This window comes from Pedobacter sp. TM02 (genome assembly GCF_059705275.1).
Window position 1 is genome coordinate 1238567 of record NZ_AP046530.1, and the last position, 23960, is coordinate 1262526.

The 23960-nt window shown below is 44.2% G+C and carries 23 protein-coding genes; 16 read left to right on the plus strand and 7 right to left on the minus strand.

Annotated features, from left to right (window positions below):
* Positions 1-51 precede the first annotated feature (51 nt).
* The 12 genes from ccsA to AC6H1S_RS05350 all read left to right on the plus strand — a co-directional run bounded on the left by ccsA (position 52) and on the right by AC6H1S_RS05350 (position 9846).
* Positions 52-780, plus strand: a complete 729-nt coding sequence (gene ccsA, locus AC6H1S_RS05295; RefSeq protein WP_497565414.1) for a cytochrome c biogenesis protein CcsA — start codon at positions 52-54, stop codon at positions 778-780.
* 40 nt (positions 781-820) lie between these two features.
* Positions 821-1039, plus strand: coding sequence for a CcmD family protein (locus AC6H1S_RS05300; RefSeq protein ID WP_199141558.1), 219 nt, complete (start codon positions 821-823; stop codon positions 1037-1039).
* Between the two features lie 146 nt (positions 1040-1185).
* Entirely contained in the window at positions 1186-2607 is a 1422-nt protein-coding gene (locus AC6H1S_RS05305) for a Glu/Leu/Phe/Val family dehydrogenase (protein ID WP_199141559.1), read from the plus strand.
* A 214-nt stretch (positions 2608-2821) separates the two neighbouring features.
* Positions 2822-3463, plus strand: a complete 642-nt coding sequence (gene msrA / locus AC6H1S_RS05310) for a peptide-methionine (S)-S-oxide reductase MsrA (RefSeq protein WP_497565415.1) — start codon at positions 2822-2824, stop codon at positions 3461-3463.
* A 102-nt stretch (positions 3464-3565) separates the two neighbouring features.
* Positions 3566-3982: a cytochrome c maturation protein CcmE domain-containing protein gene (locus tag AC6H1S_RS05315; protein WP_199141561.1), complete on the plus strand. Its 417-nt coding sequence runs from the start codon at positions 3566-3568 to the stop codon at positions 3980-3982.
* The gene (locus tag AC6H1S_RS05320) at positions 3982-6456 is read left to right on the plus strand and encodes a heme lyase CcmF/NrfE family subunit (RefSeq protein ID WP_199137364.1); all 2475 of its coding nucleotides are present in this window, start codon (positions 3982-3984) and stop codon (positions 6454-6456) included. The genes AC6H1S_RS05315 and AC6H1S_RS05320 overlap by 1 nt, the downstream gene beginning before the upstream one ends.
* A 67-nt stretch (positions 6457-6523) precedes the next feature.
* The gene (locus AC6H1S_RS05325; RefSeq protein ID WP_497565416.1) at positions 6524-7288 is read left to right on the plus strand and encodes a Rossmann-like and DUF2520 domain-containing protein; all 765 of its coding nucleotides are present in this window, start codon (positions 6524-6526) and stop codon (positions 7286-7288) included.
* Positions 7289-7328: 40 nt separating this feature from the next.
* Entirely contained in the window at positions 7329-7661 is a 333-nt protein-coding gene (locus AC6H1S_RS05330) for a 2Fe-2S iron-sulfur cluster-binding protein (RefSeq protein ID WP_497565417.1), read from the plus strand.
* A 73-nt stretch (positions 7662-7734) separates the two neighbouring features.
* Positions 7735-7977 carry a Fe-S cluster assembly protein IscX gene (gene iscX, locus AC6H1S_RS05335; protein ID WP_199137370.1) on the plus strand — a complete coding sequence of 81 codons (243 nt, stop codon included), beginning with the start codon at positions 7735-7737 and terminating at the stop codon, positions 7975-7977.
* A gap of 107 nt (positions 7978-8084) precedes the next feature.
* A complete protein-coding gene (locus tag AC6H1S_RS05340) occupies positions 8085-8612 on the plus strand; it encodes a KdsC family phosphatase (RefSeq protein WP_497565418.1) in 528 nt (175 codons plus the stop codon).
* A 153-nt stretch (positions 8613-8765) separates the two neighbouring features.
* Positions 8766-9176: a hypothetical protein gene (locus tag AC6H1S_RS05345; RefSeq protein WP_199137374.1), complete on the plus strand. Its 411-nt coding sequence runs from the start codon at positions 8766-8768 to the stop codon at positions 9174-9176.
* 97 nt (positions 9177-9273) lie between these two features.
* Entirely contained in the window at positions 9274-9846 is a 573-nt protein-coding gene (locus AC6H1S_RS05350) for a Maf family protein (protein WP_199137376.1), read from the plus strand.
* 68 nt (positions 9847-9914) lie between these two features.
* Here the strand turns inward: AC6H1S_RS05350 and AC6H1S_RS05355 are convergent, their stop codons facing one another.
* From AC6H1S_RS05355 to AC6H1S_RS05385, 7 genes are all read right to left on the minus strand, one after another.
* Positions 9915-10823 (minus strand): Ppx/GppA phosphatase family protein, encoded by a 909-nt coding sequence (locus tag AC6H1S_RS05355; protein WP_497565419.1) that lies wholly within the window; start codon positions 10821-10823, stop codon positions 9915-9917.
* Between the two features lie 120 nt (positions 10824-10943).
* Entirely contained in the window at positions 10944-12281 is a 1338-nt protein-coding gene (locus AC6H1S_RS05360) for an ABC transporter permease (protein ID WP_199137380.1), read from the minus strand.
* Entirely contained in the window at positions 12274-13185 is a 912-nt protein-coding gene (locus tag AC6H1S_RS05365) for an ABC transporter ATP-binding protein (RefSeq protein ID WP_497565420.1), read from the minus strand. Before AC6H1S_RS05365 ends, AC6H1S_RS05360 begins: the two co-directional genes overlap by 8 nt.
* A 71-nt stretch (positions 13186-13256) precedes the next feature.
* Positions 13257-13997, minus strand: coding sequence for a DUF72 domain-containing protein (locus tag AC6H1S_RS05370; RefSeq protein ID WP_497565421.1), 741 nt, complete (start codon positions 13995-13997; stop codon positions 13257-13259).
* Positions 13998-14039: 42 nt separating this feature from the next.
* A complete protein-coding gene (locus AC6H1S_RS05375) occupies positions 14040-15377 on the minus strand; it encodes an ankyrin repeat domain-containing protein (protein WP_497565422.1) in 1338 nt (445 codons plus the stop codon).
* A gap of 17 nt (positions 15378-15394) precedes the next feature.
* Positions 15395-16567, minus strand: a complete 1173-nt coding sequence (locus AC6H1S_RS05380) for an ankyrin repeat domain-containing protein (protein ID WP_497565423.1) — start codon at positions 16565-16567, stop codon at positions 15395-15397.
* A 146-nt stretch (positions 16568-16713) separates the two neighbouring features.
* Entirely contained in the window at positions 16714-19125 is a 2412-nt protein-coding gene (locus AC6H1S_RS05385) for an outer membrane beta-barrel family protein (RefSeq protein ID WP_497565424.1), read from the minus strand.
* A 212-nt stretch (positions 19126-19337) separates the two neighbouring features.
* Here AC6H1S_RS05385 and AC6H1S_RS05390 point away from each other — a divergent pair, with 212 nt between their 5' ends.
* The 4 genes from AC6H1S_RS05390 to AC6H1S_RS05405 all read left to right on the plus strand — a co-directional run bounded on the left by AC6H1S_RS05390 (position 19338) and on the right by AC6H1S_RS05405 (position 23803).
* On the plus strand, positions 19338-20351 hold the full coding sequence (locus AC6H1S_RS05390; protein ID WP_199137392.1) for a sensor histidine kinase: 1014 nt from the start codon (positions 19338-19340) through the stop codon (positions 20349-20351).
* Between the two features lie 5 nt (positions 20352-20356).
* Positions 20357-21565 carry a serine hydrolase domain-containing protein gene (locus AC6H1S_RS05395; protein WP_497565425.1) on the plus strand — a complete coding sequence of 403 codons (1209 nt, stop codon included), beginning with the start codon at positions 20357-20359 and terminating at the stop codon, positions 21563-21565.
* Positions 21566-21576: 11 nt separating this feature from the next.
* Positions 21577-22302 carry a LytR/AlgR family response regulator transcription factor gene (locus tag AC6H1S_RS05400; protein WP_497565426.1) on the plus strand — a complete coding sequence of 242 codons (726 nt, stop codon included), beginning with the start codon at positions 21577-21579 and terminating at the stop codon, positions 22300-22302.
* A 118-nt stretch (positions 22303-22420) separates the two neighbouring features.
* On the plus strand, positions 22421-23803 hold the full coding sequence (locus AC6H1S_RS05405) for a DUF3472 domain-containing protein (protein ID WP_497565427.1): 1383 nt from the start codon (positions 22421-22423) through the stop codon (positions 23801-23803).
* Positions 23804-23960: the final 157 nt, after the last annotated feature.

Genomic DNA, 23960 nt, shown 5'->3' on the forward strand with positions numbered 1-23960 from the left:
TATTATAAACAATAGATTATTAACTTTGGCAGATTAAACAAAACGACAGAAATGGCGAAGGTTAATGGTGGCAAAGTTATTTGGCCATCCCTCGCAAGTTCTACCGCTCAAAATTCGACTTGTATGCATAAAACCTGGTGGAAAATTTTAGGCGCCGGCCTAGTCATTTATACGGCAATAGCAGGATTGCTTTTGGGTGTTCCGCGTTTGGCCATATTAAACGAAACCATCAGAAACCTATATTTTCACGTGCCGATGTGGTTTGCGATGCTTACCCTGTTTTCGATTTCGATTTTCTACAGCATCAAGTATTTGCTATACGGTAAAGAAAGCGACGATTTGAGGGCAGTGGAAAGCGTAAACGTAGGTGTTGTCTTTAGCCTTTTGGGCTTGGTAACGGGCGCCTTTTGGGCCAGGTTTACCTGGGGGCAGTTTTGGAGCTTTGATGTGAAGCAGAATTTTACGGCCATCGCCATTTTGCTTTACTTTGCCTACCTTATTCTGCGCAATTCGATTGATGAAGAACAGAAAAGGGCCAAGATCTCGGCCATCTACAATATTTTTGCCTTTCCGATGATGGTGGTGCTGATTATGGTGCTGCCGCGCCTGTCTGATTCGCTGCACCCGGGCAACGGTGGCAATCCGGGCTTTAACTCTTACGATTTGGACGATAGGATGAGGGCGGTGCTCTATCCGGCTTTTATCGGCTGGTCTATCATCGGCTATTGGATTTATACCATCCGCTTCAGAATCCGCTCCCTAGAAAATAAACAGCTTTAATGTCATGGTGGTCCATCACCCCTAAAAATAAAATCAAAAGATGAAAAAAATAACTTTCACCCTGTTAATGCTATTGGCCACCCTAAACCTGTTTGCCCAAGGCAGCCAAGTAGAAATGGCCGATGCCCTGCGCAGCAACGGAAAAATCTACGTTGTGGTGGTTTGTATCGTGATAATTTTGGTTGGTTTGTTGGGCTATCTCTTCGCGCTCGACAAAAGATTAAAAATGTTAGAAAAAAAATCTGCCGACAAAAACTAATTTTAAACATCATAAGCCTAATCTTTTAGCCTTTTTCACAAGGTGTTTGATATACACTAAGCAAATTTCTGTTTGCAATAGTGGTTTATTTTGATGCAATTTTGCACCCATAAAGAAGAAAATTCAAAATTTTTAAAGAAGTACTAATGGCTAGTAAAGCAAACGAGACAAGTTTTTTTGCAGATGTCTGCATGAACTTTGACAGTGCTGCCCAGTTTACCTCGCATCCCGAAGGTTTATTGGCCCAGATAAAAGCGTGTAACAGTGTTTATCGTTTCCAATTCCCTATCCGCAGGGGAAACGGTTTTGAAGTAATCGACGCCTGGCGCGTAGAGCATTCGCACCACATGAGCCCAACCAAGGGCGGTATCCGCTATAGCGATATGGTTAACGAAGACGAGGTAATGGCCTTGGCGGCGTTGATGACCTATAAATGCGCCATCGTTAATGTGCCGTTTGGTGGCGCAAAAGGTGGTATCTGCATCAACCCTAAAAATTATTCGGTAGCGGAGTTGGAAACCATCACCCGTCGCTATACTACAGAATTGATCAAAAAGAACTTCATTGGCCCCGGTATCGACGTGCCTGCTCCTGATTACGGATCTGGCGAACGCGAAATGAGCTGGATTGCCGATACTTATATGACCATGAACCCAGGTTCTTTAGATGCCTTGGGTTGCGTTACCGGCAAACCAATTGCCTTGCACGGCATCCGTGGCAGAAAAGAAGCAACCGGCCGTGGCGTTGCCTATGCGGTGCGCGAATGCGTTTCGGTAGCCGAAGACATGCAGAAACTAGGCTTTAAAGCCGGTTTAGGCGATAAAAAAGTAATTGTACAAGGTTTAGGTAACGTAGGTTACCACTCTGCCAAATTCTTGGCCGAATTTGGAGCAACCATTGTAGGCGTTTGCGAGTTTGAAGGCGCTATTTACAATGCCGATGGCTTAAATATTGATGAGGTTTTTGCACACCGTAAAAACACCGGATCGCTTTTGGGCTTCCCAGGTGCAACAGATTTTAAAAACTCTAGCGAAGGTTTGGAGCAGGAATGCGACATCTTGGTTCCTGCCGCCTTAGAAAACCAAATTACTGGTGCCAACATCCGTAACATCAAAGCTAAGATCATTGCCGAAGGTGCCAATGGTCCTTGTACCCCAGAAGCAGAAGAAATCTTTACCCAAATGGGCGGTATCATCATTCCAGATATGTACTGTAACGCAGGCGGTGTAACCGTTTCTTACTTCGAGTGGCTGAAAAACCTTTCGCACGTAGCTTTTGGCCGTATGGAGAACCGCTATGCAGAAAATTCGAATGCCAACTTGATCAATACCTTAGAAAGTTTAACCGGAAAAACCATTCCGGCCGAACACCGCTTAATGATTGTAAAAGGTGCCTCTGAAATGGAATTGGTAAACTCTGGTTTAGAAGATACCATGATCCACTCTTACCACGAAATTAGAGAAACATTAATGAACAAGCCGGCTACCAAAACATTGAGAACCGCTGCTTTTGTAAACTCTATTGATAAGATTGCCATTTCTTACATGAACTTGGGCGTTTGGCCATAAGCCGAACCGTAATTATATTTTTTTGAAAGCCCCGCAAATTTCGCGGGGCTTTTTTTATTGTTTAGAAATGACAATTGGCCAAATACAACAAAACATTTAGCTCGTATATTGGATTATTATATAACGTACAGCGATTGGCAATATGTTAGACGCCATAGGTAGCCACTCATCGCAATACGCACTAGCGCAATATGTACCACTCAAAAAAAGCAAAATGAAAAAGATATCAGGAATTTTAATGCTGTTGCTGATTTTAGCCGCTTGCCGAAACGGAGCAGATCAAAAACCGGCAACCTTGCCAAAGCCTAGTGCCAAAGAACAAGTTGCCACTTTTGCGGGTGGCTGTTTCTGGTCAATCCAAGAAGGGTTTTCTGAACTGAAAGGCGTAATCAAGGCAACGAGTGGCTATGCCGGGGGTACTACCAAAAATCCGACTTATGAGCAGGTTGGCACGGAACAGACCGGACATGCCGAATCGGTACAGGTGGTATACGATCCTAATGTCATCAGCTTTTCGCAATTGCTCGATGCCTTTTTCGTAATGCACGACCCGACTCAGCTGAACAGGCAGGGGCCGGATATTGGCACCAGCTATCGCTCCATTGCCTTTTACAACAATGCCGAAGAGCAAAAGCAGATTGAAGCAGCCATTGCCAAATACAATCGCATGCAGTTCCATCCCGGCGAAATCGTAACCGAAGTAAAACCTTTCGAAGTGTTTTATCCTGCCGAAAAATACCACCAGAACTATGTACGCCTTAATCCCAACCAGGCTTATGTGGCCAATGTTTGCGGACCAAAAGTAGAAAAGCTGAGAAAAGCCCTGCCTGGCCTTATTAAGGATGAATTTAAATAACGCTTAGAACTATCAATTAATTGTCACGTTGTGCATTACCAATAGCCCGCTGCCTTAGTTTTTTTATCTTTGTGGTCAGGATTTTTAATTTGCTAAGCCCTCATGAAAAAAAGTGCTATTATTGGTTTGATTACAATTGCCATCTGCATTGGCTTTTTGGTTAGCTTAAACGCAGACACCGACAGCTATTCTAACTTTAAGGAAGCTGCTTCCTCTCAAAAAGAAGAACATGTGATGGGCTATTGGGAAAAGAGCAAAGGTACCTATTATGATGCCCTTAAAGATCCCAACCATTTTGCCTTTTACATGAAAGACGAAAAAGGCGATGTGAAAAAAGTAGTGCTTAACGGCACTAAGCCCCAAGATTTTGAACGTTCTGAAAAACTGGTACTTATTGGTGCAATGAAGGATGATACTTTCTATGCCACCAAAATATTGATGAAGTGCCCATCTAAATACAACGACAATCTGGTTGAAGTGAATAAGGACGGTCAGGTAAAACAATACAAGAAATCTTAATGGACATACAATTTATTGGAGAGAATCTCCTGCCTGGCAAAATCGGCCAATTTTTTATTGTGCTGGCGTTTGCCTCTTCGTTGCTCTCTGCAATTGCATATTTCTTTGCGGTTAAAAACAAGGACCTGCAGGACAAATCTTGGGCCAAAATAGGCCGTATTGCTTTCTTAACCAACTTGGTGAGCATAATCGGCATCGGTTCGATTTTATTCTACCTGATTTTAAATCATTACTACGAGTATAATTACGTTTATCAGCACTCTTCTAAAACCCTGCCGGTTTATTACATCATCTCGGCATTCTGGGAAGGACAGGAGGGCAGTTTCTGGCTTTGGGCTTTTTGGCAGTCTATTTTGGGTGCCATCCTGATTTGGAAAGCCAGGACCTGGGAAAATGGCGTAATGACCGTGGTGGCTTTTTCGCAGGCCTTATTAACATCTATGCTGTTGGGCGTAGAGGTTTTTGGACAACGCTTTGGCAGTTCGCCTTTTATCTTGCTGAGAGAGGCCAAAAACCTGAAGGAATTTGCGCCGATGGTTTTCAACGATCCAGAAAACTATAAAAACTATTTGAAGTTTATCACCGACGGCAACGGCTTAAATCCGTTGTTGCAGAACTATTGGATGGTGATCCACCCGCCAACCTTGTTCTTGGGCTTTGCCAGTATGGTGGTTCCTTTCGCCTATGGCATTGCTGCCCTTTGGCAAAGACGCTATAAAGAATGGGTTAAACCCGTATTGCCATGGACTTTGTTTGCCGTTATGATTTTGGGAACAGGTATCATTATGGGGTCATTCTGGGCTTATGAGGCACTCAATTTTGGTGGTTTTTGGGCTTGGGATCCGGTAGAAAATGCTTCTATCATTCCTTGGCTAACCTTGATTGCAGGCGTGCACGTACTCATTGCCTATAAAAATACCGGACATGCCTTTTTTACGGCCATGGTATTGATTTTGGTGAGTTTCTTGCTGGTGCTCTACGCCTCGTTCTTAACCCGTAGTGGCATTTTGGGCGATACTTCGGTACACTCGTTTACCGATCTGGGCATGTTTGGCCACCTGATTGCCTACAATGTCATTTTCTTGGTTATCGCAGTTTATTTTGTGGTTACCCGCTGGAAAGAATTGCCGATTACGCATAAAGACGAAGAAACCTATTCTCGCGAGTTTTGGATGTTCATCGGTGCATTGGTGCTTACCGTTGCCTGTTTGCAGATTATTTTTACCACCTCAGTACCTGTATTTAACAGGGCTTTCGGAACCAATTTTGCACCGCCTAAAGTTGGAGCTATCCAATATTATAATCAATGGCAGGCACCTTTTGCCGTATTGATTACCCTGATTTCGGGCTTTTCGCAGTTCTTAAAATACAAACGTACCGATCCCCGCAAATTTTACAGTAGTTTAATTTCATCATTTGTATTTTCTTTGGTCATTACCGGAGGCTTTGTGTGGCTAACCCATGTTTATACCAACCTGATGTATGTGTTGCTTACCTTTAGCTGTGTTTTTGCCGTGCTTTCCAATGCCAGGATTTTATCCGGCGCATTTGTAGGCAAAGGCAGCAAGCTTATCGGTTCGGCCATTGCGCATATTGGCTTTGCCATTTTGCTATTGGGTGCCTTGGTGGCCGCGGCTACCAGTAAGCCGATTTCGGTTAATGAAGCCAAGTTTATTCCGGTTAGGGATTTTGAAAAAAACCAGAAGCCAGGCGAAAACATCATGCTGTATAAGAACGAGCCTAAGAAAATGGGCGAATACACCGTTACTTACATCAGCGATACGACCATAGCGCCTAATACCTATTACAGAATTAACTTCAAAAAAATCGACGAAAAAACCGGAAAGGTTAAAGAAGATTTCGATTTGAACCCGAATATCCAAGAGAATGGCAAGATGGGAATGGTTGCTTCGCCAGATACCAAGCATTACCTGACCACCGACATTTATACGCACATTACCAGTGCCGCCGAGAAGAAATCAGAGCATGGCGAACACGAAGGCCATTCTGAAGACGAAAACTACAAGGCGCCCCGCATTGTAACCTTGGGCGTTAACGATACGCTACATATCAATGGTGCTATACTTACCGTAAAACCAATCAACAGTAATCCGGTAGTCAAAGACCTGACCATTGCCCCTGGCGATTTGGCTATTGGCCTGCCTTTAGAAATTAATGTAAGTGGCAAAGTGTATAAAACCGAGCCGTTGTTTATGGTGAAAGGCAACAATACGTTCGATTTTGCCAGAAAAGTAGACGAATTGGGCTTGAGGTTCAGGTTTACCAAAGTATTGCCAGACCAAGGCAAGTTCGAACTGATGGTTTACGAAAAACCGCAACAGGCCAAAGATTGGCTGGTATTCAAATCAATCGAATTCCCTTACATCAATTTGTACTGGGTAGGTACCATCGTCATGGTCATCGGCTTCCTGATCTCTATCTTTAGGAGAAAGAAGGAGCTGAAAGCCAACTAACAACCACCATCATGGGTTTGCAATTGTAGTCATCATGCAGCTCATGATACTTTTTAAAACGAGCTGCATGAAAATTGTAATTATAGGTTCCGGAAATGTTGCTACGCACCTGGCCATCGCTTTAAAAGAGGCCGGCCTGCATGTGGCTCAGGTTTGGTCTTATCATTACACCAATGCCGTTCAATTGGCCCATCTAGTAAATGCGCAACCCATTGCCAAGCTCGACGAAGTTGATCCACAAGCTGCGCTTTGTTTAATCGCTGTTAAAGACGATGCCGTAGCAGGCATTGCCGAGCAGCTGGCCGGTTTTAAGGGACTGGTTGCCCATACCTGCGGAGCGGTGCCGATGGACGTATTCGCCGGCAAATTTTCAAACTACGGCGTATTTTATCCTTTACAGACCTTCTCAAAAAGCAAGACTTTAAATTTTGCCGATATTCCACTATGTCTCGAAGCCAATAGCGAAGCTTCGATGCAACTGTTGAAGCAGGTAGCCGTTAAACTGAGCAAGCGTGTATTGGAGGTAGGCAGCGATAAGCGAAAAATCCTGCATTTGGCTGCCGTTTTTGCCTGCAATTTTACCAACCATCTTTATGCCTTGGGCGAACAGCTTTTGGAAGCCAACGGATTGGAGTTTGATATCCTGCGTCCGTTAATTAATGAAACAGCCGCCAAGGTGCAGCATGCTTCGCCTTTGGCCGTACAAACAGGGCCTGCCATCAGAAACGACGAACAGACCTTAAAAGCGCATCGGGAGCTCCTGATGCAACATCCACATTTGTTAGCAATCTATAGAACTTTAAGTGAGAGCATTAAAAAAACAAAATCATAGCGCGATTGCGGTTTCAGCTCCTTACTTTTGCAATTAAATTATGAGTATTTTTAAATTAAAGATAAATTTTGAAGAAGAAGGCAAAGAACCAGTTGAATTGCCTATCGCAGCCGGAGAAGACGTTTTAGATGTTGTGCTCGACAATGGAATAGAGCTGCAGCATAACTGTGGCGGCGTTTGTGGCTGCAGCACCTGCCATATCTACGTAAACAAGGGCATGGACAACATCCAGGAAATATCAGACAAGGAAGAAGACTTTATTGATAGGGCAGTTAGGCCAAAAATTACGTCGAGATTGGCTTGCCAATGCGTGGTGATTGACGGCGATCTAGAAATTACCATCCCCGACCAATCAGGATTTTTGGGACACTAAGCAACTAACTGATAATTACAGATTAACAATTCAGGATTTAAGCTTCCAACATTAAAATTTTACAACAATAACTATGAATAGCGATAAATTTGCATTGCCCATATACTGGAAAGACCACGAAGACATAGCCCAAGAGCTTTATGAGAAATTTGGCGATGAATTTGGCGAAGCCAGGATTTACCGTATCCGTTTTACCGAATTGATCGAATGGGTATTGGAATTGCCCAACTTTAAAGGAACCCGCGAAGAATGCAACGAAGGACATTTGGAGCAGATCCAGTCGGCCTGGGTTTACGAGTGGAGAGATAACCAGTAATTAAATGCTCAGTTACGAGTTTTCGGTTGCAGGTGCTTTAAGATATGATGGCCCTTACAACTTATAACCCAAAACTCATAACCTATAACTCGCAACCTACAACTCAAATGTTTCTAGAGAACCTTAAAAATATCACCACCTTTGTTTTTGACGTCGATGGCGTTTTGACCAATGGAACTGTAATCGCTACCGAATCGGGTGAGCTTTTGCGTTCTTTTAACATCAAAGATGGCTATGCGCTGCAATTGGCAGCTAAAAAAGGCTATAAGATCTGCATCATCTCTGGAGGCAAAGGTCTGGCTATGCAGCAACGTTTTGAAGGCTTGGGCGTAGCCGAGGTGTTTTTGGGGGTGGGCGACAAGGTAGAAGTATTCCAGAATTACTTAAAGCAGCATTGCATTAAACCCGAACAAGTGCTGTACATGGGCGATGACATGCCCGACCATGAGGTGATGCAGCTGGTGGGCATTGCTACCTGCCCCATAGATGCCGTAGACGAAATCAAACAAATCTCGCATTACATCTCTCCCAAAAAGGGAGGCGAAGCTGCCGTAAGGGATGTTATTGAAAAAGTGCTGAAAGTACAGCACAATTGGCATGGCCCCAAACCTTCGGCTGCCGATTCGAGCAAATAAAATTTTATTTCTTTGTGTTTTAAGGAGTTGAATTTGCAACAATTAAGTTACTGCGTTGCGATTAAACTTTGTAATAGATTTATGTTCTAACAAAGCATAAACAACATATGGGCTGATCAATAGCCCCAAAACAATTAAAACAAAAACAAAAACATGAAAAAATTAGTAATGATTTGCGGGTTATTATTCAGTGTAGTAACTTTTGCTCAGGCACAACAAGGCGGAGGACAGGGTGGTCAAAGACGTATGATGGCTACCCCAGAAGACAGGGTAAAACAATTGGACGAGAAAGTTAAATTAACCGACGACCAAAAAACAAAAGCTACTGCTGTTTATACCGAAGCTTTAGAGGCTCAGAAAAAAATGCGCGAAGAAATGCAAGGTGGCGGCGACAGACAAGCCATGATGGAAAAAATGCAAAAAATGACTGCCGAAACCGATACCAAAATCAATGCATTCTTAACCGAAGATCAGAAAAAAGCTTACAAAGCTTGGCAAGACGAAGTTAAAGCAGCCAGAGAGAAAATGATGAAAGAAAGACAGCAAGGTGGCGGCGGTAAATAATTGAACCACAGTATTTACAACAACAAAAGCGGCATAATGGCCGCTTTTGTTGTTTAATGGCCCTGTATTTTGCTATTTTAGCGCAAATTTACCGCAGATGTACAAACAGCAGCAAAAGATCATTCTGGCTTCCAAATCGCCACGCAGGCAAGAGCTGATGCACTTGATGGGCCTCGATTTTACCGTAGAACTTAAAGAGGTTGACGAAAGCTATCCAGCCGAGCTAAGTCCGGCCGAAATTGCTGTTTACATTGCTACACAAAAAGCCAATGCCTTTGGTGCGGTGCCCGGCCAGATCGTCGTAACAGCAGATACCATCGTAGCCATTAACGGCGAGATTTTGGGCAAGCCCAAGGATCGTGCACAGGCTCAGGAAATGTTGCAAAAACTGTCTGGTTCAAGACACGAGGTGTATACCGGTGTCAGCATCATCAGCGAAAAGGGCCTGCAGTCTTTTTACGACCTTACCGAAGTTTATTGCCGGCAAAGCACCAGCGAAGAAATCGATTTCTATATCGATAATTTTAAACCCTTCGACAAGGCCGGGAGCTATGGCATCCAAGATTGGTATGGCGTGGCCGTGGTACAACGAATTGAAGGATCATACACTAATGTAATGGGGTTGCCTACAGAGAAACTCTACCGGGAGTTAGCCAAATTGGGAGTTTAGGCAGTAGAGAAACCAGTATTGATCATAGGCAAAAAGCAATGCGATTAAAAAGCACGAGCCTATTAAGGCTATTGATTCGATAAGAAAGCTAAAACGCCCATTTTTAAATCATAGGTTGATAGCTTCAGATTGGCAATGCCTAGCTCGTCTATCACGTAATTGGTCAATATACAGGCCATCACGATCATATCTACCCGCAAAGGGATCAGCCCTGGCATATCGGCTCTTTCTTGGTGCGTTGCTCCAATAAGCTGATGCGCAAGCTTACGGTAGGCTTCCAAAGAAATGGTGGCCGTTGCCGTTTGATCGATGTCAATTGCCGGATCGATCATGCCTGCGAATGTTTCGAAGGCACCTGCCGAACCAATCAGGGTTTGGGGGTTGTGCGCTTGGCAAATGGCTTTCAGCTCCCCAAGTTCATCGGCTAAATGGACTAAAATAAGCTGCTTGTCGTGTTCGTTAATGGGATCTGATTTAAAGAAACGTTGCATGAGGCGGGCGGCGCCAATATTGTAGCTCTTTTTCCAGATAACCTCTTCATTGTTGCAGAGGATGAATTCGGTACTGCCACCGCCAATATCCATAACCAACGATTTGCCTGCGATGGCTCCGCTCCACTTTACCCCTTCATAAATGTAGGCGGCTTCCTGTTCGCCGTCAATGATTTCGATGTGGATGCCTGCCTGGATTTTGGCTTCGCTTACAAATTCGGCTCCGTTTTGGGCACTGCGGACGCCAGAAGTAGCCACGGCCTTGATCTGGCTTACCTCAAACTGATCGGCTATAGCCTTAAACTCTTTTAAACAGGCAATGCCCCTTTCAAAAGCGGCCGGAATAATCAGGTTGGCTTTGGTAATGTCTTCGCCTAATTTAACAGGCTTATTGGTTTTGAAAACAACTTCCGGTCGGTTGCCGTTGTTCTCGGCAATGATCAAATGGAAGGTGTTTGTACCCAGGTCGATAACGGCTATTTTCATGCACAAAGAAATGTGGGACTAATTTAACGATATGCTATGGCAATTTCGATGGCTAAAGGCATAAAAACAAAGAGCGCCGATTCTTTGAACCGGCGCTCTCTGCAAACCAAACGAATGGGCTTAGTTTCTATAGGTAAACCACTTGAACATTTCCTTAAAGGTGGTTTTTTTGCCATACATTAAAATACCTACGCGATAAATCCGGCTGGCTATCCAAACGGTGCCTATAAATCCTACCACTAAAATAGCCATCGACAGGATAAGCTCCCAATTCGATACGCCATAAGGCATGCGTACTACCATGGCAATAGGCGAGGTAAATGGAATCATCGAAAGCCAGAAAGCCACGTTGCCGTAGGGATCGTTGGTAACTACGCTTAGCGAAAGGGCGTAGCCCAAGAGCAGGGGCAGCATGACGGGCATCATAAATTGCTGGGTTTCGGTTTCGCTGTCTACAGCCGAGCCAATAGCGGCGTAGAGCGCACTGTAAAACAGGTAGCCTCCCAAAAAGAAGAAAATGAATACCGATACAATCTTGCCAAAATCAAGTCCTGCCAGGCTTTTCTGTACGTCGGCCATTGGCCCTTGTGCGGCCGCCACGCTGGCGGCTTGCGTACCTGTAGAAATCTGGCTATTGCTTTGTGCAGAGGCTGCGATTTTTTTAACATCTTCCTTGTTTACAAAAACGCTTACGGCAATGGTACTGATGGTAAAAGTAAGTACGATCCATAAAACAAACTGCGTAAGGCCTACCAAGGCAATGCCGACAATCTTGCCCATCATGAGCTGAAAAGGCTTAACCGACGAAATCATGACTTCGATAATTCTGCTGGTTTTTTCTTCAATTACGCCACGCATTACCTGCACGCCATAAAGCATAATGAACATGAACATGAGCACGCCGGCAATAAAGGCAATAACCGTGCTCGCGCCGGCGCTTGATTCTTCTTCTTGGCCGGTTTCGGCGATTTTTTTGGTCGAAATATCAACAGAAGTTTTCAGCTGGTCTAAATCGCTTTGCGCAATGCCCGATTCTTTCAGTTTCTGGTTGCGTATCAATTCTTCGATATCGCCCGAAATGCGGTTGCTTAACGATAAACCCGCTTGCTTGGCGCCAAACAGTTCGATGTTCTTTGGCTCTTTTAAGCTAAACTCGGGCAGATAGAGGATATAGTCGTAGTCTGAATTTTTGAGCGATTTCTTCATCTGTTCCAGCGACTTGTTCTCGTACACATAGCTAATGTTTTTGTCGCTCGCCAGTTTCTCGGTCAGTGTTTTGTTTTGGCTGATAACGGCAACTTTATCATGTGTATCGCTGATACCTTTATAGGTAAAATAACCGATGAGGCCATAAATGCCTGCAATAAGCAGGGGAGTGAGAAAGGTCATGAGGATGAACGACTTTTTCTTTACCCTCGACAAATATTCTCTGCGTATGATGAGTAGAACCTTATTCATGTGCTTTTCCTTTCACTTTTTCAATAAAAATATCATTCATGGTTGGGATAACCTCGTCCAGTCGACTAATGGAAACATGAGGCAACAGGATAGCCAAAACCTCGTTGGCTGTCTTGTCTTTTTGCAACTGTACCTTGATCAGGGTTTTGTTTTTTACGGTTTCGGTTTGCAGTACCTCGAATATATTCTTGGCATTTGAGGCATCGTAATCGCCTTCGTATTCAACCCAATAAGTATTGTTGCGGTAGCTGCTCTTGATTTCGTCAACCGCGCCGTCCAATATTTTTTGCGAGCGGTGGATCAGTGCAATGTTGTCGCACAGTTCTTCTACGCTTTCCATGCGGTGCGTAGAGAAGATAAAGGTAGCGCCTTGTTTGTTCAGTTCGAGGATTTCGTTTTTGATGATGTCGGCATTTACCGGGTCGAAACCAGAGAAGGGCTCGTCGAGGATAATCAACTCGGGCTGGTGCAATACCGTTGCCACAAATTGCACCTTTTGTTGCATGCCCTTGCTCAAATCTTCCACTTTTTTGTTCCACCAGCTGGCCATATCCAGTTTTTCGAACCAAAATTTGATCCGCTTGGTGGCCTCGGCGGTGCTCAGGCCCTTTAATTTCGAGAGGTACAATACCTGCTCGCCAATCTCCATTTTTTTATAGAGGCCACGTTCTTCGGGCAAATAGCCGATCTGTGCAATATGGTCGGCATTTAAACGCTGGCCATTAAAAAGTACTTCGCCACTGTCTGGCGCGGTTATTTGGGTAATAATCCTGATGAGTGATGTTTTTCCTGCACCATTAGGGCCTAGCAGACCAAATATTTTGCCCCGTTCTATTTCAAGGCTTACATGGTCTAGGGCGCGGTGCGTGGCATATTGTTTAACAATATTTTTTACGCTTAGCATTTTCGATGTTTAGTTTTTAGTAAATATAAGATGAAGAATGCCAAGAAATGTTACGAGCTGAAGAAAATCAGCTAAGAAATAGCTAAAGTTGGCAATGAATGGGTTAGCTTTTGCAATTGCTTGGCATTGGTTAAGGCCCCGTTGCCCCAGGTATTGTTAAAATAGATAAATGCCCGTTCGGTTGTTGGCGGCATTTGTTCAACCAGCTTTTCGATTGCCGTTAGGGGATAGGTTGATTTGTACAATATGGGCTTGCCATGAAAACGGTAGTAAAGGATCGCATTGTTTTTGACCAGCTCCTCGGGAAGTTGGCTGGGGTAGCTCTGTCCGCTAAAAATAATCGATCTGCTGGCCAATTGCTCATACACGGTGGCTTGCCACCAAGAGGCATGCCTAAATTCGACTACGTTGGTAAAAGCGGGGTGCAGCAGCTCGAGCAAAAGCAACAAACGCTGTTCGGTAAAATCGAATTTTGGAGGAAATTGAAAAAGCACGCAACCCAGTTTTTCTTTTAGGCCTTGATGTACGGCTTCGTAAAAATCGTTTAATAGCGATTGGCAGTCGTTTAATTGTTTATAGTGCGTAATTAAGCGAGGCGCTTTAATGGTAAACAGGAAATCGGGTGGACTTTCAACATACCATTTGGCAAAGGCATGGGCGGTAGGCATTTTGTAAAAAGTAGAATTGATTTCTATGGTGTTGAAATGCCTACCATAAAAAGGAAACCAATTTTTTTGCGCCAAGCCTTTGGGGTAGAAAATTTCTTTCCACTCCTTGTAGTAAAAACCCGAACAGCCAATGCGCCAATCCATACCATTTAAACAGCTCACGGCGCAGAAAGTTCGGTCGGCGGCTTAGCTACTTTTTAGAATCTTGGTTTTTTCTTCGTCAAACTCGGCCTGCGACAAGATGCCGGCATCTAATAATTCCTTCAAATTAAGCAAAGCTTGTTTCTTTGCCCCCATCGTGTCCAGATCGGCAAGAGGCGCTGGTGGCGTAAAACTGTTGCTTATGTTGTTGCTTGCATGGGCTGGCCCGAATTTGATGAGCAATTCGGTAATCTCGTTCAGGCCTTTGATGTTCGAATAATCAATGGCTTTTTGCTCTTTCACGTTAATGAGCGAAGCATCGGCATTGTTCTCGAGCAGGTATTTTACAATATCTTTTTTGCCATTCGCCGCGGCATAGTGCAAAGCGGTGTTGCCGCTTTCGTCTTGTGCATTGATATCGGCCTGTTGGTTTAGCAATAGCTTAACCATACTGAGGTGTCCGTTTTTCGAAGCCACGTGCAATAGTCTTTCGCCACCATAGCTGTAATCGAACACAAAATTGTTGGCGGCCGAAAGGTTGCTGGCCGTTTCTACCCAACTGAGATAAGTACCCATGCCACTGTCGGCTCCGGTTAATGGTTTGGCATAATTGACGTCTATGCCATGGTTCAAGAACAGCTCTACCACATCCTTTTGGTTATGGGCACAGGCGTACCAAATAGGCGAGAGGCCATCTTTTGCAGCAGTAAATACATCGGCGCCATGGTCTACCAGTAGTTTGGTCAGCATGCGGTTCATGTCGTAGCAGGCAATGAGCAGGGCCGATACACCCGCATGGTTTACCTGGTTTACCTCGGCTCCATTGTTGAGCAACAACTCCACCAACGGCATGTTTTTCGCTTTAACGGCGTATAGCAAAGGCGAATTGCCCTGTTGGTTGGTTGCGTTTACATTGGCACCGTTGTGCAGCAACAGTTCTACAATTGGCTTGTTGCGCCAATTGGTGGCAATCATTAAAGGCGTTTCGGCGTCGTTGTTTTCGGCATTGCCATCTAAACCAGCTTCTAAAAGCTTTTCGAAGATTTCTATTTGTCCGGTTTGGGCGGTAAGATGCAACAGGCTATTGCCGTTGTAATCTTTAATATCGGTTTTGGCGCCTTGGGCCAACAAATGCAGGGCGGTTTGTTTTTGCTTTTGCAGACAGGCAAAATAAAATGGTGTTTCGCCGGCGTGGTCTTCGTAATCGAGGTCGGCACCAGCGGCAATCAATGCTTTAACGAGGTCTAAAAACCCGTGATGGGCGGCATAATGCAAGCCGGTTCTGCCTTTTTCATCGGTATAGGCAACCTCTACTTCGTTGTTAGCCAATAAAAGCTCGGCTATTTTTCTTTTTCCTCCCTCGCAAGCGAGAATAAATGACATTGACATGGGGTCAAAAATTAAATGGTTAACTTCATGAGTAACTCAACAGTCTTTATTTTAAGGTTATCGTCGGTAGCCAGCATGAGCGCAGTTTGGTCTTTGTTGTTGGTCAAACTTGCATCTGCACCATGCTCGAGCAATAGTTTAGCTTTTCTGTAGGTGTCTTTTGCCTTTTCCGTCTCATAATTAACGTTATAGGCACAGACCTTGTGCAGCAAAGTATTGCCGTTTTCGTCTTGCCGATTTACCTGCAAGGCGCCACTGTTGAGCACGGTTTGCAGCAGTTCTGTGCTTTTTGCGGCAAGCAGGTCTACTGGGTTGGTTTCCGAACCATAATAAATACTGTTTTGGTATAAGTCTGCTCCATCGGCAATGAGTTGGGCCAATAGTTCAGTCTCTTTTGTGGAGGGATGATTAAGCATATTGATGTATTCGAACAAAAGCGATACCCCTTTTTTATTCAGGATGTCGAATTGCGGCATCCCATAGTTGCGCAGCTTTTGGTAAAGCTCGAGGTTAAACTGTTGCGCTACGGCATAATAAAAAGAGCTGTTGCCGTCTTTGTCGAGCTGGTTTACATCGGCACCGTTTGCTAGCAACAAATCGATGTACTGCGGTCGGTTAAACTCGATAGCAGTAATAAGCGGTGTTTTTTGTACGATGTTCGGCGCATCTACATCTACGCCCTCGGCTATTAAAAGCTCGAGGTAGGCCAAAGAAAGCGCCGGATTTGTGGTGTACGTTTTTACGACCTGATGAATGAAGTTTTCCGTGGCGTTATTCTTGAAATTGATATCAGCTCCAGTGGACAAAAGCACCTTTATTTTGGCAATGGAAGCCCTGTTTTCGAAGAAATAGCCCAACAGGGTTTGAGCTTCTACCTCGTCGTTAAGGTTATCGAGTTGCGTGCAAAACACTTCAAAAAATGCCATCGAAGCTTCATCATCAGGCAGGTAGCGTACCATGCTTTCAAAAATACTCTGGTTAAAGCTGCTGTACTCGTAAATGTCTTTTTCCAGGGTATTGTCTTTAACCAGGCAAAGCAAAATGTCGAACTGCCTATCGCTTAGCAACTGATCGATGAGTTGTTGTTTCTGGAAATCCTGTAACGTGTTGGACAGTTTTTCGCCATTGGCCAAAGCCGCTAAGGCTTCGCTATAGTTTGCCGATTGGAGTTGTTCCTGTAACATAGGTAGTATTGATCTGGTTAGCCTAATTCAATATCTATACCAAGATTTTAAGCTATTAGCGATTTTCGGTTGTTTTCCAGTGGCACAAAGCAAAAAATCCCCTTTATGGTTAAATAAAGAGGATTGAGGGCGTTATATATAATCGATTAGTTACCTACGCGTCCTTCTTCTTCGCTGGTTCCGGTTTTACGGCTGCGGGCTGTTTTGATCTTCATATTGCCAAATTTGTAGCTGAAATTCAATGATAATTTGCGGTTTTCCCATTCGTTTTGCCAATAGGTGTTTACATTGTTGTACTGTAGCAAAGCCCTGAATTTTCCGGTGGCGAAAACATCGTTTAGCTTGAGCGAAAGTGTAGCGTTTTTTCGCCAAAAAGTTTTCTTTACCCCCACGTTAATCGCATAAGCTTCGAGGTTGCGGAAAAGACCAGACACCGATGGCGATTGGTAATAGGCATAAATGCCGATCACATAGTCTTTGGGCAGGGTAAAGTTGTTGTCTGAACTTACCGCCCAGCTCCATTTCGCAGCGTCAAAGCCCGTACCTTGTACCTGCGAGGTCGTTTTGTCAAACGAAGCCGAAATTTCGGTATTGTTGTTCCACCACTTCACCACATCAAAAGGCGAGCCGGTTGCAAAGTACCAACTGGTTTGGTTGTTCAGGTTTTCGCCACGGGTAATGCTTTCTTTTGTAGTGCTGTTCTGATAGATCACTTCAGAAACGGCACCTTTGGTAGTGGCATAGCTCACGGTGAGCAGGCGCATGTTTTTAAAGCTGTAATTGAATTCGAAATTGTTCGAATAAGAAGGCTGCAACAACGGATTGCCTTGCAAGGCCGTGTAAGGATCAGAATAAAAGGTAAAAGGATTAAGGCTGTTGTATGACGGGCGATTGATGCTTTTGCGATACGACAGTACAAGCTGGTTGTTTTCGGTGGCTTTGATCGAAGCCGCTACGTTGGGGAATAATTTCCAATATTTGCGATCGATGAGGACATTTGTGCCCGTAGAAACTCCATCACCCAAAGTCTGTTCTACCCTAAACCCTACTTTAAGGTCTATTTTACTGAACGATTGGTTGAGCGAAACATAGGCCGCATTGATATTTTCTTTGTATTGGAAAAGATTGGTGCGCTTTGGGTCGTTGATCCACCCGGCTGTTTTAAGCGAATCGAAGCGCACATTGCTGCTGGCATCAACCCAGCTGCTTTTCCATCCAGCCTCCATTTTCAGGGTTTTGTTAAATGGATGAACATAATCCATTTTTAAGGCATAGATCGAGATGTCGCCATCGCTGGCGTTGCGCAAATTGATGGGTACACCTATGAGCTGGTCGGTGGCGTTGTAGTAACTGTTTTGAAAACTTTGGGCCTGGTTGCTGTTGTAATGCACGTAGTCGGCATCAAAACCCAATTCCTTTCCCGCGGTGTCTATTTTAAAACGGTAATTGAAATTGAGGGCATAATTGCCGGTTTTGTTCTTTTGCGGACTGTGCATGGCCACCGAACCTAACTTAACATCTTGGGCATTGTAGTTGGGCGAATTGCTGGTAACGTCGGTTTCGTCTGGCGAGCTGAAGCCTTTAAACATGACACCAACCGTATGCTTGTCGTTAATAAAGTAATCGGTACCAACCGCGTAGTTTCTGCTGTCGGTTATCGGGTGCCAGTAATTTACCTGGTTATATTGCTCGTTGCCAATGGTACGGTTAAGGGTCAGGCGGTTAAACGAGTTGTATCGACCTGCGTTAAAGCGGGCATAGCTGCTTATTTTTCCGATGTTGTAGTTGAGGTTGAGGCCTCCGTTTATTTTTTCGTATTTGCCGTAGCCACCACCCAACGACAAGCTTCCGTTCATGCCCTGCATCCTGTTTCTTTTCAGTTTAATGTTGATGAAACCACCTGTGCCGGCCGCATCAAAAGAAGCTGGAGGATTAGAAATAAGCTCTATCTTGCTGATGACTTCGCCGGGCAGCGATTTGAGGTAGGTATTCAGTTCGCTGCCGCTCATATAGCTTAGCTTGCCATCAATCATAACGGTTACGTTTTGTTTGCCCTTTAAAATGAGGTTTTCATCTTTGTCGAGCTTAATGCCTGGGGCACGGCTCAGTACTTCGAGGGCATTGTCGCCAGCGGTATTCATCTTTTCGACGTTTACAATGGTTCGGTCGGCTTTTTGGTCGATAACCGGCATTTTCGATACGATGTTAATTTCCTTAAGGTTTTGTGTACGGTGGGCCAGTAGGATGTTGGGCAGTTTGACATCGGCATCTTTTACTTCAAAAACAGCCGAAGAAGTTTTGTCAAAGCCCATCATCAAAGCTTTCACTACATAACTTCCCGGTTTAACCGATTTAAACTCATATGCACCTTGCGGGTTGGTGGCCTGAAGCAGGGCAACCGAATCGGGCAGGTGGATCAGCGTAACCGAAGCATAATCCAAAGCCTGCTTTTTGCTTTGGTCTAACACGGTGCCGCTTACTTTAAAGGTTTGTGCCTTGGCCTGGTTAAAGGCGAAGAATATGGATAATGCGAGGATTGATTTAAGAAATGTACTCATGATGTTGAAATTGCGTGTCTTTTTTGTTGTCCAAAGGTTGATAAAACTGCCTTTATGCTCAATTAAATGATACGAACCCCTTAAAATATTATCCCAACCCGATTTTTCGCCATTCAGCGGGTTTGTCCTTAAAAAGTAGGTGTTGGGATAATTTATAGCCAGATTGGCATAAGAAACTATGGCGTTGGCAAAGCTTTTTATAGTTTTATTGCATGAAAAGAACCCAAATGATCCTGATCCATATCGGTTGTTGGCTATTGGTACTGATTTACCGCTATGGAGCTTATCTTTTAAAAATCAACAGTTTTTACGATGCGGCCTTCGATGTTTCGATGACGATTTTACAGCTCGTAGAATTTTACATCTGTTTTCTGTGGGTTTACCCGCGTTTTTTAAAGCAAGGAAAAACAGTGCAGCTTATTGGTGGCATTCTGTTGTCGATGGGCGTATTTATAGGAGGCAGGTATTTGATAGAAGAAATCATCTACCTGCATTTTTTTGGCTTCCATAACTATGCCGATGGCGTTACCTTTTCTTATTACATCCTTGATAATATCTACTATAGCATTTCCTATGTTTTTATTGCCCTCGGCATTTATTCGGTACAGGAAAATTACAAAGGACAACTTACCCAGCGTAAGCTGAAAGACGAAGTGGTCAAAGCCGAATTGGCCTTTCTCAAATCGCAGATCAATCCGCATTTCCTGTATAATTCGCTCAATTATGTTTACTCGTTGGCCATTCCAGTTTCAGAAAAGCTGGCCGATGCCATTTTACGCCTTTCTGATTTGATGCGCTATACTTTGAACGATAGTGCCGACGGAAAAGTAAAGCTGGGCAAGGAGGTTGAGTATCTCGAAAGTTATATCGCCTTGTTCAAGATGCGTTTTGAACCCCGGTTTTATGTCGATTTTAAAACCGAAGGGCTCGACGACGAGCAGCAGATTGCTTCGCTTGTGCTGATTCCTTTTGTCGAAAATGCCTTTAAGCATGGCGTGGTCAACGATGAAAAGCATCCGGTGCGCATTGTTTTGAAAGTACAGCCAAACAGAAGGCTTGTTTTTGAAGTGAGCAACAAGATTAACCATAGCCAAAAAGACCACTCGAGCGGCGTGGGCTTGGTTAACGTGTATCGCAGGCTAGACCTCATCTACCCAGACCGGCACGAACTGTTGGTTTCTAATAATGGCAATACCTATAAAAGTACACTGATTATTAATTTATAAATCTGATGAAATTCCCTATTCCACGACAGACCCATTGGATTGGTTTAGCCGGTTTAATCCTCTGTGTTTGGTATGGCTGTGCGCCCATGCGGGCTGCGCGTTGGCGCGAACCCGATCTTAACGACAGTTCAAAATTTAAGTACGCCAGGCTGCAAGCGAACCAAACGCCGTTCAGGTTTGTGCCGGCCGTTGGACAGCCTCGTTATGCCAAAATGAAGAAGTACCTGGACAGTGCCTTGCAGCAAACCAATACCCATGCTTTTTTGGTCATCAAAAACGACAGCATCATTTATGAGAACTTTGCCCAAAACGTTAACTACGGTACTTTGCATCCCAGTTTTTCGGTTGCCAAATCCTATATCGGCACGCTAATCGGCATGGCTATCGACAAGGGGATAATCGCATCGACTAATGATTTGGTGATCAAATACATGCCCGAACTCGAAAAGAACGACAGGCGTTTCCGCAAACTCACCATTCAGCACGTGTTAGACATGCAAAGTGGTTTTGATTTTGACGAAGACAGTACAAGCCCTTTTGGCAGCATCGCGAAGCTCTACTATGGCAATTCGCTCAAAAACCAGGTGGCCCAACTCAAAATGAAAAAAGAACCGGGACAATCTTTCGAATACCAAAGTATCAATACCCAGCTATTGGCCGCTTTGTTAGAACGTGCCAGTGGCGAAAAGATAGAAAGTTTAATGGCCAAATACCTGTGGCAGCCTTTGGGGGCAGAGTCTGATGCCATTTGGAGCCTCGATGGTCGTAAAACCGTTAAAGCATTCTGCTGCCTCAATGCTACCGCTACCGATTTTGCAAAATTGGGCAGGCTTTACCTCAAAAAAGGAAATTGGGAAGGAACACAAATCGTTTCGAACCGTTGGATAAATGGTACGGTTAATCCGGATTCTTTGGGCAAAAGAGGCTACAAAAATCAATGGTGGGCCTGTAGCAACATCAGCTATTTCAAGGATTCGCTCAGCGCCAGTCAAAAGTTGGCCAAGCTAAATTTGAAAGTACCGATCAAGAAAATGAAAAATGGCACCTATTATTTTCAGACCAAGTCTAACGATTATAGAGCCGAAGGAATTTTAGGCCAGATTGTGTACGTAAATCCTGATAATAATGTTATTATTGTCAGGCTGGGAAATTACCCTAACAAGAACCTCTATTTTAATGGTTTCATTCCTGCTGTGGGCAGGGAAATTAACTAAAGACAATTGCCATGATCCGTTGCCTCGCTGTTGACGACGAAGCTTATGCTTCAGAAATTATTGCTGCCTACATTAAAAAGACACCTTTTTTAGCGCTTTTAGGTACTACGACCAATGCCTTTGAAGCATTGAACCTGGTTCAGGAAGGCAAGGTTGACCTTATTTTTTTGGATATCCAGATGCCCGAGCTCACCGGTATTCAGTTTTTGAAGATCTGTGGAGGCAAATGCAAAGTGATTTTGACCACTGCCTATCCAGAATATGCCTTGGAAGGTTTTGAATTGGATGTGGTGGATTATTTGTTAAAACCAGTCTCTTACGAGCGTTTTTACAAAGCGGCTTTAAAGGTACAGCAATTGCTGAGTCCTCCTGCGGCAGCGCCAGTTCAGCCAGAGGTACCTGCACCGGCCAATACCATAGATTTCATCTTTATTAAGGGCGATACCAAAAACAAGTTCATCAAGATCAAATACAGCGATATTCTCTACATCGAAGGACTGAAAAATTATGTGTCTATTTTTACGGGAGAGCAACGCCTCATTACCTACCAAACCCTGCGCGAACTCGAAAACATATTGCCCAAACAGTCTTTTTACCGCATCCATAAATCTTATATCGTAGGAGCTGGTCATATTAAAATGATAGATGGCAATACGGTTTTTATCAAAGACCAGGCTTTGCCCATAGGCGAAACCTATCGCGACGACTTTTTTAAGATGATCAGAGAAAATAACTGATTTGATCAGATTGCCACAGTTTTTTTACAAGATTTGAGCACACAAACGTTTGTGTGAAATGGATTTTCGAATTTCGCTTTAAAATAGGGTTATTTGTTATAGACAACCATTTAACCTCATGAAACCGAAAAAGATCTTATTGTGTCTGGCCATTTTGGCTTGCAACATTGCACTTGCCCAACAGCCTGTTGCCCAATTGTTTAAAATACCAGCTAACAAAGGCTATGTAGAGCCTTTTAGCCCAGGCAGGCCAGGCGTTTCTGTACCTGTTGGCTACCCCGAAAGCAAAGGCATCGTGGCTAACTGGCGCGATAAAAACAAAAGCGTGGTATGGTACCTGTATCAAAAGCCGGGAAGCTATGAGCTTTCTTTCAACCACACGGTTGAACAGGGCAAAAACCTGCAATTCGAATTGAAGGTAAGCGCCACCTATGCCAATAGCGGCTTTAAGGGCTTTACCAAAAAAATAACCTTTAAAGGTACAGGCCAGGCCGATAGTTTGTTTGCCACGAAAGTTGATGTGCCGCAAACAGGCTATTTTAGGTATGAATTGAAACCGATTTCAGATCCAGAATCGGCCATTAAAATAGCAACATTGACTTTCAAGTCGTTAAAACCGGGCGGACAAGTGAACCAAACCGACTATCAATCGTCGCCTTCGGTGCACCTGTCGTTTAGTACAACCGACCAGACAACCAAGGCCTATAACTGGATTTACGAAGAGATCTTGGTGCCTGAGGGTGGCGATCCTTTGGCTACCTATTACATGAGCCTCGGGTTTTTTAGAGGTTATATGGGCATTCAAACCAATAGCGAAACCGAACGCAGGGTGCTGTTTTCGGTTTGGGACAGCAAGGATGCAGAGCATGATAAAACCATTACCCAACACGATTATGTTTCGTTGGTTGACAAGGGCGAGGCCACTACCGTAAACAGTTTTGGGGGCGAGGGTACCGGTGGCCAATCGTACGTGAAAACCGCCAATTGGCAAACCGGGAAGCCGGTTAAGTTCTTGATGAACATCAGCAGGCAGGCCAATAATTCGGTGGTGCTTTCGGCTTGGTACAAACTGGAGGGGCAAGACTGGCAATATGTAGCTTCGTGGCGTGCTCCCAAAGAGCAACGCTTGTTCGATGGCTTTTATTCGTTTATCGAGAACTATGGGTATACCAATGGACAGGTGCGTAGGGAAGCTTACTATTACAACGCCTGGGGCAAGGAAGAGGCAACCGGCAAATGGGTAAACTTTAACAAAGTGAGGTTTTCGAATACCGATGGCAAGGAAGGGCAACGGGTAGATTTTGAACAAGGCGTTTCGCCAAAATATCCAGATCGTTTTTACATGGCATCTGGCGGCTATACGCCTACGCTAAAAACTGCAAATCAAATTCCGCTGTCAGTAAGTAAGATGAACCTTGATTTAAAGCCTTTTGAAGACAGGATTGCTTTGGCCTTAAAAAACGAAGACCAAAATAAAGACAAGCTGAAAAAAAGCAAATAGCGTATTTAACCTCTAATTTGCAGAAATATATTTAAGGCGGCTTCGCTAAAAATCTGTTAATGTGCGGCCAGTGCTTTCAGTGGCCCATAGGCGCTATTTCGTTGTTTTTGCCAGTTCGATCCCAAAAGTTTTGCTTTTATCCATGTAGATTAATTTT

What these genes read in the sequence shown, in the direction of transcription:
- AC6H1S_RS05365 (WP_497565420.1), bottom strand. Translation starts at nt 13,185, where the DNA reads ATGCTAAGCGTAAAAAATATTGTTAAACAATATGCCACGCACCGCGCC.
- AC6H1S_RS05340 (WP_497565418.1), top strand. Translation starts at nt 8,085, where the DNA reads ATGTTTCTAGAGAACCTTAAAAATATCACCACCTTTGTTTTTGACGTC.
- ccsA (WP_497565414.1), top strand. Translation starts at nt 52, where the DNA reads ATGGCGAAGGTTAATGGTGGCAAAGTTATTTGGCCATCCCTCGCAAGT.
- AC6H1S_RS05390 (WP_199137392.1), top strand. Translation starts at nt 19,338, where the DNA reads ATGAAAAGAACCCAAATGATCCTGATCCATATCGGTTGTTGGCTATTG.
- AC6H1S_RS05375 (WP_497565422.1), bottom strand. Translation starts at nt 15,377, where the DNA reads ATGTCATTTATTCTCGCTTGCGAGGGAGGAAAAAGAAAAATAGCCGAG.
- iscX (WP_199137370.1), top strand. Translation starts at nt 7,735, where the DNA reads ATGAATAGCGATAAATTTGCATTGCCCATATACTGGAAAGACCACGAA.
- msrA (WP_497565415.1), top strand. Translation starts at nt 2,822, where the DNA reads ATGAAAAAGATATCAGGAATTTTAATGCTGTTGCTGATTTTAGCCGCT.
- AC6H1S_RS05330 (WP_497565417.1), top strand. Translation starts at nt 7,329, where the DNA reads ATGAGTATTTTTAAATTAAAGATAAATTTTGAAGAAGAAGGCAAAGAA.
- AC6H1S_RS05395 (WP_497565425.1), top strand. Translation starts at nt 20,357, where the DNA reads ATGAAATTCCCTATTCCACGACAGACCCATTGGATTGGTTTAGCCGGT.
- AC6H1S_RS05325 (WP_497565416.1), top strand. Translation starts at nt 6,524, where the DNA reads ATGAAAATTGTAATTATAGGTTCCGGAAATGTTGCTACGCACCTGGCC.
- AC6H1S_RS05405 (WP_497565427.1), top strand. Translation starts at nt 22,421, where the DNA reads ATGAAACCGAAAAAGATCTTATTGTGTCTGGCCATTTTGGCTTGCAAC.
- AC6H1S_RS05300 (WP_199141558.1), top strand. Translation starts at nt 821, where the DNA reads ATGAAAAAAATAACTTTCACCCTGTTAATGCTATTGGCCACCCTAAAC.
- AC6H1S_RS05320 (WP_199137364.1), top strand. Translation starts at nt 3,982, where the DNA reads ATGGACATACAATTTATTGGAGAGAATCTCCTGCCTGGCAAAATCGGC.
- AC6H1S_RS05315 (WP_199141561.1), top strand. Translation starts at nt 3,566, where the DNA reads ATGAAAAAAAGTGCTATTATTGGTTTGATTACAATTGCCATCTGCATT.
- AC6H1S_RS05360 (WP_199137380.1), bottom strand. Translation starts at nt 12,281, where the DNA reads ATGAATAAGGTTCTACTCATCATACGCAGAGAATATTTGTCGAGGGTA.
- AC6H1S_RS05380 (WP_497565423.1), bottom strand. Translation starts at nt 16,567, where the DNA reads ATGTTACAGGAACAACTCCAATCGGCAAACTATAGCGAAGCCTTAGCG.
- AC6H1S_RS05400 (WP_497565426.1), top strand. Translation starts at nt 21,577, where the DNA reads ATGATCCGTTGCCTCGCTGTTGACGACGAAGCTTATGCTTCAGAAATT.
- AC6H1S_RS05350 (WP_199137376.1), top strand. Translation starts at nt 9,274, where the DNA reads ATGTACAAACAGCAGCAAAAGATCATTCTGGCTTCCAAATCGCCACGC.
- AC6H1S_RS05345 (WP_199137374.1), top strand. Translation starts at nt 8,766, where the DNA reads ATGAAAAAATTAGTAATGATTTGCGGGTTATTATTCAGTGTAGTAACT.
- AC6H1S_RS05305 (WP_199141559.1), top strand. Translation starts at nt 1,186, where the DNA reads ATGGCTAGTAAAGCAAACGAGACAAGTTTTTTTGCAGATGTCTGCATG.
- AC6H1S_RS05355 (WP_497565419.1), bottom strand. Translation starts at nt 10,823, where the DNA reads ATGAAAATAGCCGTTATCGACCTGGGTACAAACACCTTCCATTTGATC.
- AC6H1S_RS05385 (WP_497565424.1), bottom strand. Translation starts at nt 19,125, where the DNA reads ATGAGTACATTTCTTAAATCAATCCTCGCATTATCCATATTCTTCGCC.
- AC6H1S_RS05370 (WP_497565421.1), bottom strand. Translation starts at nt 13,997, where the DNA reads ATGGATTGGCGCATTGGCTGTTCGGGTTTTTACTACAAGGAGTGGAAA.